The sequence below is a fragment of the Ruminococcus sp. genome, assembly GCF_024691275.1.
GTDB lineage: Bacteria > Bacillota > Clostridia > Oscillospirales > Ruminococcaceae > Ruminococcus.
Window position 1 is genome coordinate 1 of the sequence record NZ_JAILNU010000048.1, and the last position, 18,061, is coordinate 18,061.

Annotated in this window: 11 protein-coding genes and 1 other annotated feature; of the genes, 9 read left to right on the forward strand and 2 right to left on the reverse strand. The window is 45.7% G+C overall.

Annotated elements, in window-relative coordinates; translation table 11 throughout:
• The 3 genes from K6G33_RS06085 to K6G33_RS06095 all read left to right on the forward strand — a co-directional run.
• Positions 1 to 3,208: endo-1,4-beta-xylanase (locus tag K6G33_RS06085; protein ID WP_296777348.1), on the forward strand; the 3,208-nt coding region annotated here is incomplete at its 5' end.
• Between the two features lie 179 nt (positions 3,209 to 3,387).
• Positions 3,388 to 3,882: an RNA polymerase sigma factor gene (locus K6G33_RS06090; RefSeq protein WP_296777349.1), complete on the forward strand. Its 495-nt coding sequence runs from the start codon at positions 3,388 to 3,390 to the stop codon at positions 3,880 to 3,882.
• Position 3,883: 1 nt separating this feature from the next.
• Entirely contained in the window at positions 3,884 to 5,401 is a 1,518-nt protein-coding gene (locus K6G33_RS06095) for a hypothetical protein (RefSeq protein WP_296777351.1), read from the forward strand.
• A gap of 38 nt (positions 5,402 to 5,439) precedes the next feature.
• Here K6G33_RS06095 and K6G33_RS06100 read toward each other — a convergent pair whose 3' ends face one another.
• Together K6G33_RS06100 and K6G33_RS06105 are read right to left on the reverse strand one after the other, a co-directional pair.
• Positions 5,440 to 6,300, reverse strand: a complete 861-nt coding sequence (locus K6G33_RS06100) for an AraC family transcriptional regulator (RefSeq protein ID WP_296777352.1) — start codon at positions 6,298 to 6,300, stop codon at positions 5,440 to 5,442.
• A 296-nt stretch (positions 6,301 to 6,596) separates the two neighbouring features.
• A complete protein-coding gene (locus K6G33_RS06105; protein WP_296777353.1) occupies positions 6,597 to 8,141 on the reverse strand; it encodes an SPFH domain-containing protein in 1,545 nt (514 codons plus the stop codon).
• Between the two features lie 539 nt (positions 8,142 to 8,680).
• Here K6G33_RS06105 and K6G33_RS06110 point away from each other — a divergent pair.
• The 6 genes from K6G33_RS06110 (at position 8,681) to K6G33_RS06135 (ending at position 17,426) form a co-directional block, all read left to right on the forward strand.
• Complete coding sequence (locus K6G33_RS06110) at positions 8,681 to 9,895, forward strand: RtcB family protein (RefSeq protein WP_296777354.1); 1,215 nt, start codon at positions 8,681 to 8,683, stop codon at positions 9,893 to 9,895.
• A gap of 259 nt (positions 9,896 to 10,154) precedes the next feature.
• Positions 10,155 to 10,598 carry a GNAT family N-acetyltransferase gene (locus tag K6G33_RS06115; protein WP_296777355.1) on the forward strand — a complete coding sequence of 148 codons (444 nt, stop codon included), beginning with the start codon at positions 10,155 to 10,157 and terminating at the stop codon, positions 10,596 to 10,598.
• Positions 10,599 to 10,608: 10 nt separating this feature from the next.
• A complete protein-coding gene (locus K6G33_RS06120; protein ID WP_173449037.1) occupies positions 10,609 to 10,776 on the forward strand; it encodes a hypothetical protein in 168 nt (55 codons plus the stop codon).
• 131 nt (positions 10,777 to 10,907) lie between these two features.
• Positions 10,908 to 12,044, forward strand: coding sequence for an exonuclease SbcCD subunit D (locus K6G33_RS06125; protein ID WP_296777356.1), 1,137 nt, complete (start codon positions 10,908 to 10,910; stop codon positions 12,042 to 12,044).
• Positions 12,041 to 15,334 carry an SMC family ATPase gene (locus K6G33_RS06130; protein ID WP_296777357.1) on the forward strand — a complete coding sequence of 1,098 codons (3,294 nt, stop codon included), beginning with the start codon at positions 12,041 to 12,043 and terminating at the stop codon, positions 15,332 to 15,334. Before K6G33_RS06125 ends, K6G33_RS06130 begins: the two co-directional genes overlap by 4 nt.
• A 220-nt stretch (positions 15,335 to 15,554) precedes the next feature.
• Positions 15,555 to 17,426, forward strand: coding sequence for a leucine-rich repeat domain-containing protein (locus tag K6G33_RS06135; RefSeq protein ID WP_296777360.1), 1,872 nt, complete (start codon positions 15,555 to 15,557; stop codon positions 17,424 to 17,426).
• 296 nt (positions 17,427 to 17,722) lie between these two features.
• Positions 17,723 to 18,018: a binding site (T-box leader), on the forward strand.
• Positions 18,019 to 18,061 lie beyond the last annotated feature (43 nt).

The window sequence follows — 18,061 nt, forward strand, 5'->3', positions numbered from 1 at the left end:
CAGATCCGCAGAGTGGAATGGTTGTGCAATACCTCTCGATTCAAGCACATTCGTTCCAGGTCAGACATACAGCTTCAGCACAGCAGTTCTCCAGAACACAGGAAAGACAGTAACAATGCAGATGTCTCTCCAGCAGGGCGACGGCAACGGAGCTTCTTACACAAAGATTGCTGACTGTGAGGCTAAGAGCGGTGTCTGGACAGATCTTTCAAATACAAAGTTCACTATCCCCGAAAACAGCGGAGATATGATACTTTATATTGAGACTCCACAGGATTCCGGTGACCTCTGCGACTTCTATATCGACGCAGTTCAGGTTTCCAAGTCAGGCAAGGCTTCATCTGTTACAACAGGTAAGGGCAAGGTTTCAGAAGAAACACCTGTAGTTATTGAGGATCCTGTAACACCTACACCTGGTTCATCTACAGGTCACCAGAACCTTAACTACACATACCAGAAGGGCGGCGACGGATTCAAGGATCACGCAGGTCCGTTATTCAGACTCGGTACTTCTGTAAGTGCAAACGAGATCGGAAATTCACAGGCTCAGCAGTTCATCAAGAAGAACTATAACTCACTTACCTGTGAGAATGAGATGAAGCCAAACGATATAGTTGCAGGTGTAAGCGGCGACAATGTTAATATCAGCCTCAGAAGTGCAGATCCTATCCTCAAGTTCGCTGAGCAGAACGGAATCGGTGTTCGTGGTCATACCTTTGTATGGTACAGCCAGACTCCAGGCTCACTCTTCCAGGAGAACGGTAAAGACGTTTCTAAGGACAGAATGAACAAGCGTCTTGAGAGCATGATAAAGAATACATTCAGCGAACTCAAGAAGAATTATCCAAAGCTTCAGGTTCACTCATATGATGTATGTAACGAGCTCTTCGTCCAGGACGGCGGCTCAATGAGACCTTCATATGAATCAGGTTGGGCAAGAGTATACGGCGATGACAGCTTCGTTCTTAACGCATTCAAGTATGCAAGAACTTATGCTCCTTCAGAGACAAAGCTCTACCTCAATGACTTTAACGAGTACATTACAGCTAAGACCAATGACCTCTATAACATGGCTAAGAAGGTCATGGCAACAGGTGACTATATCGACGGTATCGGTATGCAGTCTCACCTTGATTCCAAGTATCCATCATCAAGTGAATATGAGACAGCACTCAAGAAGTTCGCAAGTCTCGGACTTGATGTTCAGGTAACAGAGCTTGATATCACAAACAGCACAGGAACAAATGATAAGCTTTACCCACAGATATTCCAGGTTCTTGCTGACAACGCTAAGAACATCTCATGCGTAACTCTTTGGGGTACAACTGATGAGAGAAGCTGGAGATACCGTGAGAACGGTGGTTCACCACTTCCATTCAGCAATTATCAGCCAAAGGCATTCTACAGCGACATTATCAATGTTCTTGATAAGGCAGCTGCTAAGTATGAGCAGGAAGTTACTACTACAACAACTGCAAAGCCTGTAACAACAACTACAACAGCTCCTATCCAGGTTCAGGATCCAAAGGAAGCATTTGCAGCTAAGGTTACTAAGTGGGGCGATGCAAACAACGACGGCAGCGTTGATATGGGCGACGTAGTTCTTATCATGCAGTCACTTGCAAACCCTGACAAGTATAAGGTTACCGGTGCAGGCGCATATAATGCAGACGTAAGCGAAGCAGGCGGCGGTATCACAAATACCGATGCTCTTACAATTCAGAAGTATCTCTTAGGTCTGATTTCTAAGCTTCCTGAGAGCTGGTCTGATAACCTCAAGGTAGTTACAACAACTACAACTACTAAGAAGACTACAACAACAACTAAGGTTGTAACAACTACAACAAATAAGCCTTCAGTTCCAAGCGGACAGACATTCAAAGTTGGTAATGGTCAGAACAGATTTGCTGAAGATGACGTTAACGGCTACAGCTATGAGATCTGGCTCGATAGAACAGGCGGAAGCGGTTCTATGACACTTGGCGACGGCGGTACATTCAGCACCGAGTGGAGTGCACAGGTTTCATCCGGTAACTTCCTTGCTCGTCGCGGTAAAAACTATGACCGTACAAAGAAGGCTACAGACTGCGGTAAGATCGTAATGGATTACGCAGCAGACTATTCAGCAAGCTCACAGGGTAACTCACGTCTTTGCGTATATGGTTGGATGACAGATCCGCTCGTTGAGTACTACATCATCGAGGACTGGGTAAACTGGTGTCCTAAGCCAAACGGCGCAAGCAAGACAGTTACAATCGACGGTGCTGAGTACGAGATATTCCAGCTCGATCACTACGGCCCAACAATCCTTGACAATGAGTCACGTAGCTTTAAGCAGTACTTCAGCGTTCGTAAGTCTAAGAGAACATCAGGTACTATCACAGTATCCGATCACTTCAAGGCTTGGAAGGATGCTGGCTGGAACATCGGTAACCTCACAGAAGTTGCTCTCAACGTAGAAGGTTGGGAGAGCAGCGGTAAGGCTGTTGTAACTAAGCTTAATATCAGCAGCGATGGAAGCAGCACAACCACAAACGATACTCCAAACAACAACGATCAGCCAAAGGTTGATACAACAAAGAAGCTCTGCGCAATCTCATTCGATGACGGCGCATCAGCTAAAAGCAGACAGGATCCTGCATACAGGATAATGGACGCTCTCATCAAGAACAACATGACAGCTACATTCTTCTATGTAAGCGACTGGATAAATACAACAGAACAGGTCAAGTTCGCATACGAAAACGGCATGGAAGTTGCTAACCACACAAAGGATCATACTCAGAGCGGTCTCAGCAAGCTCAATTCTTCACAGATCAGAAGTGAGTGGGAGCAGTGTAACAGCAGGCTCAAGCAGATCATTGGCACAGAGCCTTCACACCTTATGAGACTTCCTTACCTCGACGGCGGCGGACAGGTTCAGTCTGCACTTTACGACGTTCCGCTTATCTCATGCGCTATAGACACAAAGGACTGGGATCATGCATCAAAGGATCAGATCGTAAACACGATAAAGCAGGCTGCTCAGAACGGTTCACTTGAGGGTGCTATCGTACTCTGCCACGAGAATTACGAAACAACAGCAGCAGCTATGGAAGAAGTACTCCCATGGCTCGCACAGAATGGTTACCAGAACGTAAACATTTCTGATATGGCTAAGGCTCATGGCAAAACTCTCGCAGGTGGTCAGATCCACACACGCGCATAATTTAGCGTAAAAACACACAACAGTGCCGATCATCGGATCGGTGATCGGCACACTTAATTAAGATTTCTCCAAATTTTAATATCCCCTGAAAGGCAGTCGGTGTGAATCGACTGTCTTTTCATTTTTTCTGAAAAGTGTTATAATTATGTGACTATATCCGAAAAGCGGACGTGTTATTAGTGAAAGGAGCTGATGAAACAATGCTTACAGGCGACTGCGCTCGCGAGGCGGTCGAAAACTACGGCGATATGCTGTATAGAATATGTCTTGTCATGTTAAAGAACTCTGCCGATGCCGAAGACGCTGTACAGGAGACATTTATTACATATATACAGAAGTCTCCCGAGTTTGAGAGCGATGGTCATAAAAAAGCTTGGCTCATTACAGTAGCAACTAATAAATGCCGTGATATGCTGCGATACCGAACTCGTCACCAGACCGAGAGTGAGGAAGCAATGTATAACTATGCTGTTGAAAAATCGGACAGCGGCATTATCGAAGCGCTTATGGAGCTTCCCGATAAATACAGGATAGTTCTTATGCTTCACTATGTTGAGGAATACAAGGTGCATGAGATATCAAAGCTGATTGATTCAAGTATTTCGGCAGTTAAAATGCGCTTGTCAAGGGGCAGAAAGCTGCTTGAGGAGAAGTACAGAAAGGAGTATATGTAACATGAGTAATAAACTTAAAGAAGAAATGGAGAAAATTACTATGTCAGATAAAACAAAAGAAAGTATAATTGCCGCTTGCGAAGAAGCTGCAAGAAATAGATCTATAGCCAGAAACGATAATAATGAGTATGCAGATCATGTTTACGGTGTTGAAAAGGTAAAGCCGAGAAATCGCATCATGCGCAGCATAAGTGCAGTTGCAGCCTGTGCGCTGCTTGTGGGCGGACTTGGCACAACTGGTGTGCTTCTCCACAGACAGGGAGCAGCTCCTTCTGCGGAGGTTGAGACTACAACAGTTGCGACAAAAAATGTAACTGCTATCAGTCCGTTCGGCGATTTCAACACCTTTGAATTCAACGTAGCTGTTGGGGATGGTGTGAAAAACACATATGACGATGAGACACAGGCAAAGCTTGCTGATTTCCTTAATAATTTCGATTGGGGCGATGAGATAAGCGATGATGCGCTTGAGGCTGCGTATGATGAAAAAAATGACTATTCAGATTGCACAATTTACCATCTCTCGTGGAAGATCGACAATAAAATATATACTCTCGGACTTGGAGATATTGGATTTGCAGCTTATAATGTAACTGAGCTTGTAGATAACGGAGGTAAACTGCTGGAACAAAGGGCATATAAGATCGACTTTGAAGCTTTTGACAAAGGTATGCAGGAAATTTTGAAAGACGAGCTTGATACAGAAGAAACAACTGTAGAGTCACCGTTTACAGATATCATTAAAACTGCATATTTAGTTGATGCATTTGATGCAAGTGCTCGTGAAGTAACAGACGAAAAAATCGAAGCACTGATAAAAACGTATAATTCTCAGACATGGATCGAATGTGACTGTGCAGATAAATTTGTTGATTTTGATTTTACAAAGCTGACCAGAGATTACTTCGTTGTTGTAGGCAGTAAAACAATAGGTACTAATGAATACCTCATGACAACGTATGATGGCTATGCTTGCGTTTATACTGAGATCATTACTGACGATGGAAATAATGAAAAGAGTGAGAAGAAATGCTATAAATGTGATGATACGGAATTTGGCGAAAAACTTTTAGATGTTTATGATCCTATTGAATCTGATAATGTTGAGCCGAGTACACAGGATATGACGGACTATAACAACATCGTTGCTCTCCTTAACGGTAATGACTGCGGAGGACTTGTAGTTTGGTGTGATGAAAATGGTGGCTGGTGCAAACAGGACTTTGACCAAAACCAGTATGATACTGTGAAGAATTACTTCAATGAGCATGAAGTAAAGGAAATGGTACCTAACGTTTACGGAGTTATCGAAGCAAAAAGATGGAATGACGTATTCGGATTATCGCAGATACAACTGTATGATAAAGTGAAAAAAGAGCATACGATTCTTTATATTTCCAAAGACAGCAGCATGATCGCTATTAGCAGACCAAGTGAAGAGCCTTATGGAGATACTATTAGGATATACAAAGCAGAAGGACTTGAAGCATTACAGTTCATTCGTAATTTTGCTGAATAAACAAAAAGCCGCACATCACGAAGATGTGCGGTAATTTTTTATCTTAATGCATAAAGCTTTTTGAAGTCTGTTGGAGTACAGTGTTTTATGTCCTTGAAGATCCTGTTGAATGTTGTAAGGCTCTTGAAGCCTGAACGCATAGCAACTTCAGTTATAGGTATGCTCGGATCGAGCAGGAGCAGTTCAGCCGCTTTGGTACGGCGGGCATTTATGTACTGCAAGTAGGACATAGAGTTGTACTGCTTGAATATACGAGAGAAATGATATTTACTGTAGCCTGCAACGTCGGCAAGCTGTTCGAGGGTGATATCGTACATATAGTTCGTGTCGATATACTTCAGGACGGTTCCGAACTTTTCGCTGTACTCGTCGATCTTTTCGTCGTCGCAGTCCATGACGATCTTCTGCTGTTCGAGCTGATACTCGCGCAGAGCCATGAACAGTTCGATGACCTTCATGTATATTTTTACATCGGCAAGCTCTGATTTTGAAGTATAGAGTGAGAGTATATCCAGCATAGTTTTTTTAGCGAGAACATGGAGCTCCTTATCCATATCCTGATTTATGAGGATAGGCGCATTGAGTGAGCGCATGACAGGTTCGAGAGCTGAGATCTCGCCGAGGATACTGTTATCGCACTGGAAGATTATACGTCTTCCTGGGATAGCGGGCATACTGTGCAGTTCACCGGGGGGGACGATCAGAACATCGTTCTCGGGTACCTGATAGTCTTTGCCGTTAACAGTAACGGTATATTCATTTTTTAGCGGCATAATAAATTCGACAGCATTATGCCAGTGGACAGGATATTCCTCTGTCTGGACGTTGTCGTATAGCATTGCATATTTCTTGGTGTCATATTCGACTGTTTCAAAGTCACCTGAAAGATGCTTTATCATTTTTACCCCCCCTCTCTGAAACTCATACAGCAGAGGCTGTGACCAAATATTGCTATTATAAGTCGTTTGAAAATCTGTGATACTAATATCATTATAACCTATATGCCGCATCTTGTAAATGCTTTTTGTATAACTTTGTGAAAACTATACAAATAGACCAACCATTTTTTGCGCAATATGGTAGTCGGGGGTAATGGTAAAATTTGCACCAAAATATGACAAAAATAACACAAATTTTACAATTTGCAAAAAAATCCCCTGATGACCGCATATCATCAGGGGACAAATCATGTTTGTTATACCTCAGGCATATCGTTGTTGTCTGTTTCAACCTGAGTATCATTGTTTCCGTCGTAAGTATAGTAATAATCTTCGTTGTCATTGCTTCCCTGAACAGGTGCAGCAGGTGCAGCTGCCTTAGGAGCAGCCATCTTGCCGCCGAGGAAACCTGCCAGTAAAGCTCTGATATCTACGCCTGTAGCCGCTGTAAGACCATCTGTGATCTTTGTTGTAGAACCGATGATGTCGCCAACGAGCTTGCTTGAGTTGCCATCGCCGTACATTGTGATCTTGTCGACCTGTGACAGCGGAGTAGCAGCGTTCTTAACGACTTCCGGGAGAGCCTTGAAGTACATTTCGAGTACAGCAGCTTCGCCGTACTTCTTCATAGCCTCAGCCTTAGCGTTGATACCTTCAGCCTCAGCAAGACCCTTAGCGCGGATAGCGTCAGCCTCTGCCTTACCTACAGCAGCGATACCTTCAGCTTCCTGCATCTTAGCGAACTTCTGAGCTTCAGCCTCAGCCTTCTGAGCCTCAGCCTCCTGCTCACGCTGGAAACGGTCAGCTTCAGCTTCTTTTTTGAGCTGATAGAGTTTTGCATCGGCTTCCTGCTGAGCCTTGTAGCGGTCAGCTTCAGCCTTTTTCTTGATCTGAGCGTCGAGAGCCTTTTCAGTAACCTCAGCCTCACGAGTCTTGAGCTCTACGTCCTTTTCGGAAGCAGCGATGTTAGCGTTAGCCTTAGAGACCTCGATGGATTTACGCTGTTCCTCGCGCTGGATCTCGTAAGCAGCATCTGCGATAGCGAGCTGAGTATCAGCTTCCTTCTTGAGTTCTGCCTGACGGATAGCGAGTTCGTTATTTTTCTGAGCGATCTCTGTTTCAGCGAGTACCTTAGCGTCGTTAGCTTCTTTCTTAGCCTGAGCCTTAGCGATCTCGATCTCCTTTTCGGACTCAGCGCGAGCGATAGCAGCTTTCTTCTGGATCTTTGTGGTGTTGTCGATACCGAGATTCTCGATAAGGTTCTGGTCGTCAGTAAAGTTCTGAACGTTGAATGAAACAATTTCAAGACCCATTCTGTTGAGGTCAGGTGCAGCATTCTCCTGAACCTTCTCAGCGAATGCCTTACGGTCGTTTACCATAGCCTCAAGGGACATCTGTCCAACGATCTCACGCATATTACCTTCAAGAACTTCTCTTGCAACCTTAGCAACATAAGCTGTTTCCTTGTTAAGGAAGTTTTCAGCGCCGAGCTTGATGAGCTGCGGATCACTGCTGACCTTAACGTTTACGTTTGCGTCAACATTGATGTTGATGTAGTCAGCTGTAGGAACAGCGCTTGAAGTTTTAACGTCAACAGCGATGAGCTGAAGCTTCAGTTTATCTACACGCTCAAAGAACGGGATACGAATACTTGCCTTACCGATGATGATCTTTTTTCTAAGACCTGAAATGATGTAAGCGGTATCCGGTGGTGCTTTGATATAGCCTGTGAATACAATGATCAAAAATAATATTATTCCAATAGCAGAAGGAATAACTACGCCCCAGTTGATGTTGTCCATATAAACCCTCCATAATATAGCGAATATTGTGCTTATGCGGAGCACTTGTTTTACATCAGTCGACTTATTTCGACTGCATGATGTTATTATATATTATTTTTATTGGTTTGTCAATATCCCACAATTGATTACGGAAAGTATACTAATAATCTTGCGTTTATGCATAATGCACAGAAGAAAACGCTGCAAAAATAAGTTCATATGAACCTATTGTACAGTTCCGAGAACTTTATTATAGTCAAAAACACTGTTTTTATCCTCTTCGGCTAATTATTACAGTTTGATTACAGTATTTCGTATCTGTTGACTTTGAAGGAATGAGCGATTATAATATGCTCATATTCTACGAAAGGACGGTGAACACCATGATCATAAACAACATATTTTTTCAGATGCCAAAAAACAATACTATTTCAAGAAAGCATGGAGTTTGCCTGAACTGTTCAGCCATGTGCTGAGCTTTTGCGCATACAGAGCATTATGCACTCCTGCGGGAGTGCTTTTTTTATGCGTTCGGGCGGACTCGGAAAGGATAATATATGATCGGATTGAACGGAAAATACAACTCGGCAAAGGTATTTACCGATGTTATTGAGCAGGACGCAGTTGCACAGATCATAGCGTTCTGCAATCAGCCTGTGAGCGCAGGTGAGCAGATACGTATCATGCCCGATGTTCACGCAGGATCAGGCTGTACCATTGGTACTACCATGACCATTACCGATAAGGTGATACCAAATCTTGTGGGAGTTGATATCGGCTGCGGCATGGAGACAGTAAAGCTGAAAGAGAAGCACATTGAGCTTCAGAAGCTTGACAAGCTTATCTACGAGAAGATACCTTCGGGATTTTCGATACGCGAAAAGCCGCACCGCTATAATGAAAAGATCGACCTTAATGAGCTTTACTGCATAAAGCATATCGACCCGTTGAGGGCTGAAAAGAGCGTCGGAACTCTCGGCGGCGGAAATCACTTCATTGAAGCTGACAAAGGAGAGGACAGAAGCATATACATCGTGATCCACTCAGGCTCCCGTCATCTCGGAGTCGAGGTGGCTAAGTATTATCAGAACGAAGCGTACAGAAGGCTCAACAAAAGCTCTGACAAGGAGATAAACGAGCTTATTGCGCGGCTGAAAGCAGAGGGAAAGCAGAAACAGATACAGTCAGAGCTGAGAAAGCTTGAAAACACCAAGACCACGGAAGTGCCTAAGCACCTTGCATACTGCGAGGGCGAGCTGTTTGAGCAATATATCCACGATATGAAGATAGTTCAGCAGTTCGCCATGCTCAACCGTCAGGCGATGATGGACGAGATAATCAAGGGTATGCACGTTCATGTTGCGGAGCAGTTCACGACTGTCCACAACTATATCGACACCGATACCATGATACTCCGCAAGGGAGCTGTATCGGCTCAGGCGGGGGAGAAGCTCCTCATACCTATCAATATGCGTGACGGAAGTCTCATATGCACAGGCAAGGGCAATCCTGACTGGAACTGCTCTGCACCACACGGAGCAGGCAGACTTATGTCGCGTTCGCAGGCTAAACAGAGCTTCACAGTGTCGGAGTTCAAAAAGCAGATGGACGGAATATACACAACGTCGGTCAATGCGCAGACACTGGACGAGTGTCCTATGGCGTACAAGTCAATGGAGGACATCGTGGACAATATCGGCGATACTGTGGAGATAAACGAAGTCATCAAGCCGATATATAACTTCAAGGCAGGAGAGGAAAATAATCATTAGCCTTATATGTAAAAAACAACATAGTTGACGTGCAATTATTAGGGACGCCCTCTCTTGCAGGGCGTCCCTCTCCCGAAAACAATTCACCGGATTGTTTTCGGGATTCACCCTTGCGGAGCGCTTCGTAACTGCGGGGCTTTGCCCCACACCCCACCAGAGGCGCTGCCTCTGGACTCCGCCAAAGGAACACAGTCCCTTTGGAATCCCTTTCGTGGGTTCAGCGATCTATTGCATTAAACTATGATTTAAAGGAGAAACAGTGAATATACTAACACTTACGTTTAACCATGAAAAATGGGAGAGCGTTGCGGCTTTTGCCGAAAAATGCTCGTGGAGGGCAGGAAAGTACCTCGCGGAGCTTATGCGCAGCAGCGCCTTCAGGAACTGGGAGCGTGTTTTTGCAGCCTTTGAAAACGGCGAGCCTGTCGGTTTCTGCACTCTCACGGAAAAGGACGAGCTTGCCCCGAAGTATCCGTATTCGCCGCTGATAGGCTTCGTGTTTGTTGACGAAACTCACAGAGGAAAGCGGATATCGGGAAAAATGATAGAAAAAGCGGTCGAATACGCAAAAAGCATCGGATATGACAAGGTCTATATCATGAGCGGCGAACGTGGACTGTACGAGAAGTACGGCTTCAGCTGTATGGGTGACTATGATACCGTATACGGCGATACAGAGCAGCTGTTCGTGATATCATTATAATGGAGGTAATATGGATAAATTCGTATCTTACGATAAGATGAGCAAAAAGGAGAAAAAGAAGATAGACTCTGCAAAGCGCGGGAGCTGGAACGGCGTTGATCCTGCCACAAAAGTTGTGGATACGGACAAAAGACGCTACAGGCGCAAGCCCAAGCACCCCGAAAATTTTGATGAATGATCGTCACAATGCACAGTCTCAGGGCTGTGCATTTGTCTATTTTATCAGACAGCCGCTGCGTTGACATTAGCGCATAAACAGGCTATAATTTTATTAAGCGATCATTTCAGATTTGATAAGGGGAGGTTTGTATGAAGTTTATACATTTGTCCGATCTTCATCTCGGCAAGAGACTGAACGAGTTCTCGCTGATCGAGGATCAGGAGTTCATACTCCGTGAGATATACAGTATCATAAATGAGGAAGAACCTGATTTCGTGGTGATAGCGGGAGATATCTACGATAAGGCAGTTCCGTCCGCGGAAGCAGTACATCTTTTCGACAGATTCCTCACGCATATTTCCGAGCGCACAGGTCAGGTCTTTGTTATCAGCGGCAATCATGATTCTGCGGAGCGTATAGCCTTCGGCAGCCGAATCATGGATAAGAGCGGCATACATATGTCTCCTGTTTTTGAGGGCAGGATAGAACCTGTTGTTCTGAACGACGAATACGGAGAGTTCCGCGTTTATATGTTGCCGTTTATCAAGCCTGTTTCGGTAAGGAGATTTTTTGAGGACAAGACCGTTGAGTCCTATACAGATGCCGTAAATGCAGCTGTAGATGCCATGAATGTTGATTATTCCGTGCGAAATATAGCGGTTGCGCATCAGTTCGTCACAGGAGCGCTCAAATGCGACTCCGAGGAAATATCGGTCGGCGGCATGGATAATGTGGACAGCTCTGCGTTTGACGGCTTTGATTATGTTGCTCTCGGACATATCCACTCTCCCCAGAACGTGGGCAGCGAGCGTATCCGCTATTGCGGAACACCGCTGAAGTATTCCTTCTCCGAGGAAAAGCAGCAGAAATCTGTAACAGTTGTTGAGATACGCGAAAAGGGCTGGCTGAATGTCCGTGAAGTTCCTTTATCACCAAAGCGTGATATGCGGAAGATACGCGGAAGCTTTGAGTATGTATGCTCAAAGGAGTGCAGCAGCACGGGAGATATTAACGACTATCTCCATGTGGTGCTGACTGATGAGGAGGAGATACCCGAGGTGCTCGGAAAGCTCCGCATTGTTTACCCCAATATAATGAGCATAGAGTACGATAATCAGCGCACAAGGAGCTCTCATGGCAGTCTTGGCGCGGCGGAAGCGGAGAAAAAGCAGCCCATAGAGCTTTTTGAGGAGTTCTACAGATTCAGCAACGGCAGCGATATGAGTGAAAAGCAGCATGAGCTCATACAGTCGCTGATAGAAAAGATATGGGAGGGTGGAGAATGAGACCTGTAAGACTTGAAATATCGGGATTTGGTCCGTATTCGGGAAGGACCGTCCTTGATCTTGAAAAATTCGGCGAAAGCGGGCTCTACCTTATAACAGGAGATACTGGAGCAGGCAAGACCACCATTTTTGATGCCATAACATATGCGCTTTACGGCAGTGCCAGCGGAAGCAACCGCGATGATGACAGTATGCTGCGTTCAAAGTATTCTTCCCTTGACACTCCGACATATGTGGAACTGGTCTTTGATTACGCAGGCAAAAGGTACAAGATCAGCCGAAATCCCGAGTATACCCGCAGAGCCAAGCGCGGCGGCGGATATGCACAGCAGCCTGCATCTGTGGTTTTCACCTATCCCGACGGCAGGGCAGTTTCGGGAAAACGAGATGTAGATGCGGCTGTTGATGAGGTCATAGGACTCAGCGAAAAGCAGTTCAAGCAGATAGCTATGATAGCGCAGGGCGATTTCATGAAGCTCATAACTGAGGATACTGTGCAGCGCCGCGAGATACTGCGGCACATATTCAGAACAAAGAATTACCAGACTTTGCAGGAGGAGCTCAAGCAGCAGAGCAGTGCCCTGAAAAGCGAGTGCGGGGAGCACCGCATAATTCTCAGGCAGTATATCAGCGGCATAGCTTGTGCAGATGACGATGAATACGCTCCCGATGTGGAGAAGCTGAAAAGCGAGCTGATGCCCCTTGAATATATCACCGACCTGATAGAGAAGCTCATATCCCGTGACAGAGCAAAGGCTGAGGTGTTTGATCGTGAGAGCGTAGAGCTTGACGAGAAGATCAGCGAGGTGAGCGGCAGGATATCCAAAGCTCAGGAAAAAGCAGCGGCCTCGGCGGAGCGCGACAGGACTTCACAGCAGCTTATTGAGCTTCAGTACCGTCAGAAGCTCATGGCGGAGGAGCTGGAAAAGGTAAAGGCGCGGCAGCCCGAGCTGGAGGAGTATCAGGCTGAGTATGCGAGGATCAATGCTGAAATGCCCGAATACGACAAGATGAACGAGCTTGCACATCAGCTTGAAAAAACTGAAAAAAGCCTGTCGGATACGGTGAAAAGGCTTGACGATACAAAGAAAGAGATATCCGAAGGTGAGAAGGCTCTGGCAGAGCTCAAAGAGGAGCATTCGGGACTTGAAGATACAGGCAGGAATACTGCCGTTTTGCAGGCGGAGTACGACGAGCACAGCAGGCATATCACTGAGCTGGACAAGCTCTCCGATGCTGTGAAAGATTACGAGGACAGTGCGGAGACAGTGAAAAAGATTGCAGCACAGCTGAAAGAGCAGAAGTTTGAGCATGATAATCTTCTTGATACGAGCAAAAGTCTTGAAAAGGAACTGGCAGCTCTGAAAAAGCGCTGCACTGAGCTTGAAAACTGCGGAGAGATAAAGGAAAAGCTCCTGCGCAGCCAGGAAAATCTCAATAAGCGCTGTGGGGAGCTTACAAAGCTCTCGGAGGATATCGAGGACTGGCAGGAGCGCAGGAACGATCACAAAAGAGCGCTGGAACTCTACAGCAAGTCGGCTGAGAATATGAGAGCACTCAGCCGCAGGTACGACGACAGCTATCAGGCTTTTCTCGACGATCAGGCAGGTATTCTTGCATCAAGGCTGAAAGAGGGGAAGCCCTGTCCTGTCTGCGGTTCGCCGGAGCACCCGATGCCTGCTGAAATGAGTGGGAATGCTCCTTCGGAGGCAGAGCTCGAAGCTCTCAGGAAAAAGCTCGACGAAGCGCGTAAGGAAGCCGAGAAACGCAGTGCAGAGGCTTCGGCGCTGAAAGGAAAATCGGATGAGTGCGAGAAAAAGCTGAGCAGCTGTATCAGCGAGCTTCTGGGCTGTGGAGTTGACGAGAGCGTTCAGCGCTGCGAACATGAGCTCAAAAACTGCGGCGATGAGCTTGATGAACTTGAGAAAAAACTGACGGAAGCCGAGGAACTCATAGCGGAGCGTGAGAGATCAAAGCATGAGACAGCTTCAAAGGAAAAGCAGACGGAAGGGATACTCATCGCGCTGGCGGATATCGACAGGACGCTGACTGAGCTCAGGGGAGAGTATGACAGAGCCGACGGAAGTGCAAAACAGCTGAAGATCGAAGCGGCGAAAAAAGCTGCGGAAATGATAGGCGAGTGTCCTTTTGAGAATATACGCAGCAGGATAGTTTCTGAAAAAATGCGGTATAAAGCCCTTATAGCCGATAATATGGCTAAGCTTGCGGCTGAGGAGAAAAAGGCTGAGCGCAGGACTGAGCTGGAAAAGCTCATACCCGTGACAGAAAGCAGGAACAAGAGCCTGAACGATGCGGCAGCTGAGCTTGCGGCAGAAAAAGCAGCTCATGAGGTGAGCATAAAAGAAACAGGGAAACAGCTTGGAGAGCTGCGTGAGAAAATGAGCTTTCCGAGCCGCGATGAGGCATATCTTCATGCAGCAGCTATGCAGATGAAGTGTTCGGAGATAACAGCGGCTCGTGAAAAGTCTGAAAAAGCGGTCAGTGATATTGATAAGCAGTGCGCTCTCACAGCAGGAAAGCTTAAACAGCTGACACTGAGCCTTGAAAAGTTCGGAGACATAGACGCTGACAAGGAAACTGCCGAAAAGACGCGGCTGACTGCCGAAAAAACAAAGCTGACCGAGGCGCTGAGAAAGCTGCATACAAATATAACGGTGAATGATACGGCGCTCCGCAATATCAAGGAGAGTTCGGCAGAGCTTTCAGAGCTGGAAGAGCGTTACAAATGGGTGAAAAAGCTTGCGGATACTGCCAATGGAAAGCTGTCCGACCAGAGCAAATTCATGTTGGAGACCTATATCCAGACCTCATATTTTGACAGGATAATTGCTCGTGCCAATGAGCGCTTGAAGGTCATGTCCGATGGGCAGTACACTCTCGAAAGGCGCAAGGAATACGACGATAAACGCACACAGGTGGGACTTGACCTTGATGTTACGGATCATTACAACGGCTCGAAAAGAAGCGTCAAGACCCTTTCGGGCGGAGAGTCGTTCAAGGCATCTTTGTCGCTGGCACTGGGACTTTCGGACGAGATACAGTATTCGGCAGGCGGTATACAGCTTGATACGATGTTTGTAGATGAGGGCTTCGGCTCTCTTGATGAGAATTCCATTGAACAGGCGATAAGAGCACTTGCAGGGCTTTCTGAGGGCAGGAGACTTGTGGGGATCATATCCCATGTTCAGTCACTTAAACAGCGGATCGACAAACAGATAATCGTTAAAAAAGACAAAGACGGCGGAAGCCGTGCAGATCTGATATCATGAAATTCTGCTTTGTGCATTTTGTATAAACATAAGCAGTACATCAAGCGTAGAATCTGCAGTTGCAAGATTATATGATTATATTATCTTGTGATTATTTACAAAAATTAGAATGTAACAGTTCTGTTTGTTGATTTTTCACGTCTGAAATGCTATAATTATATTGTTCATTAATTTTTTTTAAGTGTCGAAATAAGATATATTCCGATGGAGTGATAACAAAATGAAAATGACAAAATGTCCCGAAAGGCATTTCTATGATGCTGATAAATATGAGACCTGTCCTATCTGTGCTGAAAAGCTTAATGCGGGCAAAGAGCAAGGCAAAGCTCCGCGTAAAGTTGTTAAAGTAAAGGTAAGAGCGGTCAAGGCTCATAGCGAGGCTGAAAAAGCGGTAAAGCCTTCTGAGCAGAAGCCTGCTGAGAAGAAGCCTGAGCCGAAGATCGAGCAGAAGCCTGAGCCGAAGATCGAGCAGAAGCCTGCTGAGAAGAAGCCCGAGCCCAAGATCGAGCAGAAGCCTGCCGAGAAGAAGCCTGAGCCCAAGATTGAGCAGAAGCCTGCCGAGAAGAAGCCTGAGCCGAAGGTTGAGCAGAAGCCTACTGAGAAGAAGCCCGAGCCGAAGATCGAGCAGAAGCCTGCCGAGAAAAAGCCTGAGCCGAAGATCGAGCAGAAGCCTGCCGAGAAGAAGCCCGAGCCGAAGGTTGAGCAGAAGCCTGCCGAGAAGAAGCCTGAGCCGAAGATCGAGCAGAAGCCTGTCGAGAAGAAGCTTGATAACAGAAAAAAAGAAGTCCGCACCGATGACGGAGATGAGATCGCCAAGGAGATAATGGACGCTATTCCGGAATCTCAGAAAGAAAAGTTCAAGACTCCGAGCAAGGAGGACTTTTTCAAGAGCAAGAAGCGAATAGATACTTCTCCTGAACCTGTAAAGCTTGATAAGTATCATGACAAATTCAAACGTGATGCTCACAAGAAAAATGAGAAGGTCGAGGAGAAGAAGTCCGAGACAGCTCCGAAGGCTGAGAAGGTCGAGGAGAAGAAGTCCGAGGCAGCTCCGAAGGCTGAGAAGGTCGAGGAGAAGAAGCCAGAGGCAGCTCCGAAGGCTGAGAAGGTCGAGGAGAAGAAGCCTGAGACAGCTCCGAAGGCTGAGAAGGTCGAGGAGAAGAAGCCTGAGACAGCTCCGAAGGCTGAAAAAGAAGATTCCGAGGATTACGAAAAGTACGACTATCTCATGGACGATGAGAATATCGAGATAGATGACGAAAACAACATGGCTATCGACAAAAACGGTGTTCTTGTAAAATATATCGGAACTACCGAGTCTATCGTAATACCTGATAAGGTAAAAGTGATCGGAAAGTATGCTTTCCGCGGAAACCAGACCGTAAAGCGTATCGTTATGTCTGACAGTGTACACCTTATCGACGAGTTTGCGTTCTGTCACTGCTTCTATCTTGAGGAGGTCGTATTCTCGAAGAATCTTGAAGCTATAGGCGAGAATGCTTTCCTGAAGTGTCTGCGCCTGAAAGAGATCAATCTGCCTGAGTCTGTCAGAAGAGTGGGCAAAGGCGCGTTCGGACGCTGCAACAGTATTGTCAGTGTTGTATTGCCTGCTTATCTCCAGAAAATAAGCGATCTCATGTTCTTCTCATGCAAGAAGCTTAGGAGGATCGTTATCTCGGGTTCGGTGGAGTCAATTGGATTCCAGGCGTTTTCCGAGTGCTACAGCCTTAAAAAGGTCGTTATCTCAAATTCTGTGGAAAGCATCGGAGAAAGTGCGTTCTCATGGTGCAGGTCGCTTACTTCCATAGATATACCGAATACTGTAAAATCAATAGGTACATGGGCGTTTTACGGCTGCCAGAATCTTATGGATCTCAGGATAAGTATGTACACGAAGGATATCAAGGAGGACGCTTTCAGCGGCTGTGAGAGCCTTTACAATATTAATATCATCGAGTTCGATAATAAGGACATTTCTCTTGATAAAATAAGAAAGGGTCACAAGCAGACCATAAGGATACTCAAACAGATAAACCGCAAAAAGGCTGAACGCTATGCCAAGGAGCACGGTTTTAGTACATTATTCATATAACAATAAAAATGGTACGCTTTTTGCGTACCATTTTTACTTATATTTATGAGAGGGAGGAAGAATCATTATTATACGCGGTATCGGTAAACCGCTTGTTTTTGTTTCCATGGTTATAATATACACCCTTTTCTTGTGAAACAGCGTATTATCATGTGAAATAAATCGGAAAGATGTGTGTGAAGATCATATTTAATGTGAAATAAGAGAATACTTGTTTGAAAAAAGAGTGAAAATTGTGAATTTTTTTCTTGTTTCAGCCTTGACAATCTGAAATAAAAGTGATATAATACATACAATTAAATGCAACGACAGAGAGAAGTAGCGCAGAAATTCGTTTTCAGAGAGTGCGGGTATGGTGTGAGCCGCATATCAGAGTCTGTGTGAATAACACTCCCGAGCAGCAAACCCAAAGGGTGCAGTTTTAGTGGCTTGTCGAAAGGCGGTGTTCCGAAAGGTACACTGTGTGAAGTAGGCAGTCCCGATAAATACTGTCTGAGTAGGGGCGACGTATTCCGCACGTTACAGCGGCTCAAAAGTGATCGCTTTTGCGGTAATTCAGGTGGCACCACGGGTATTATGCCCCGTCCTGTAGTTTCAGGACGGGGCTTTTTGTATTCCTGCTCGTCCTGTGCACA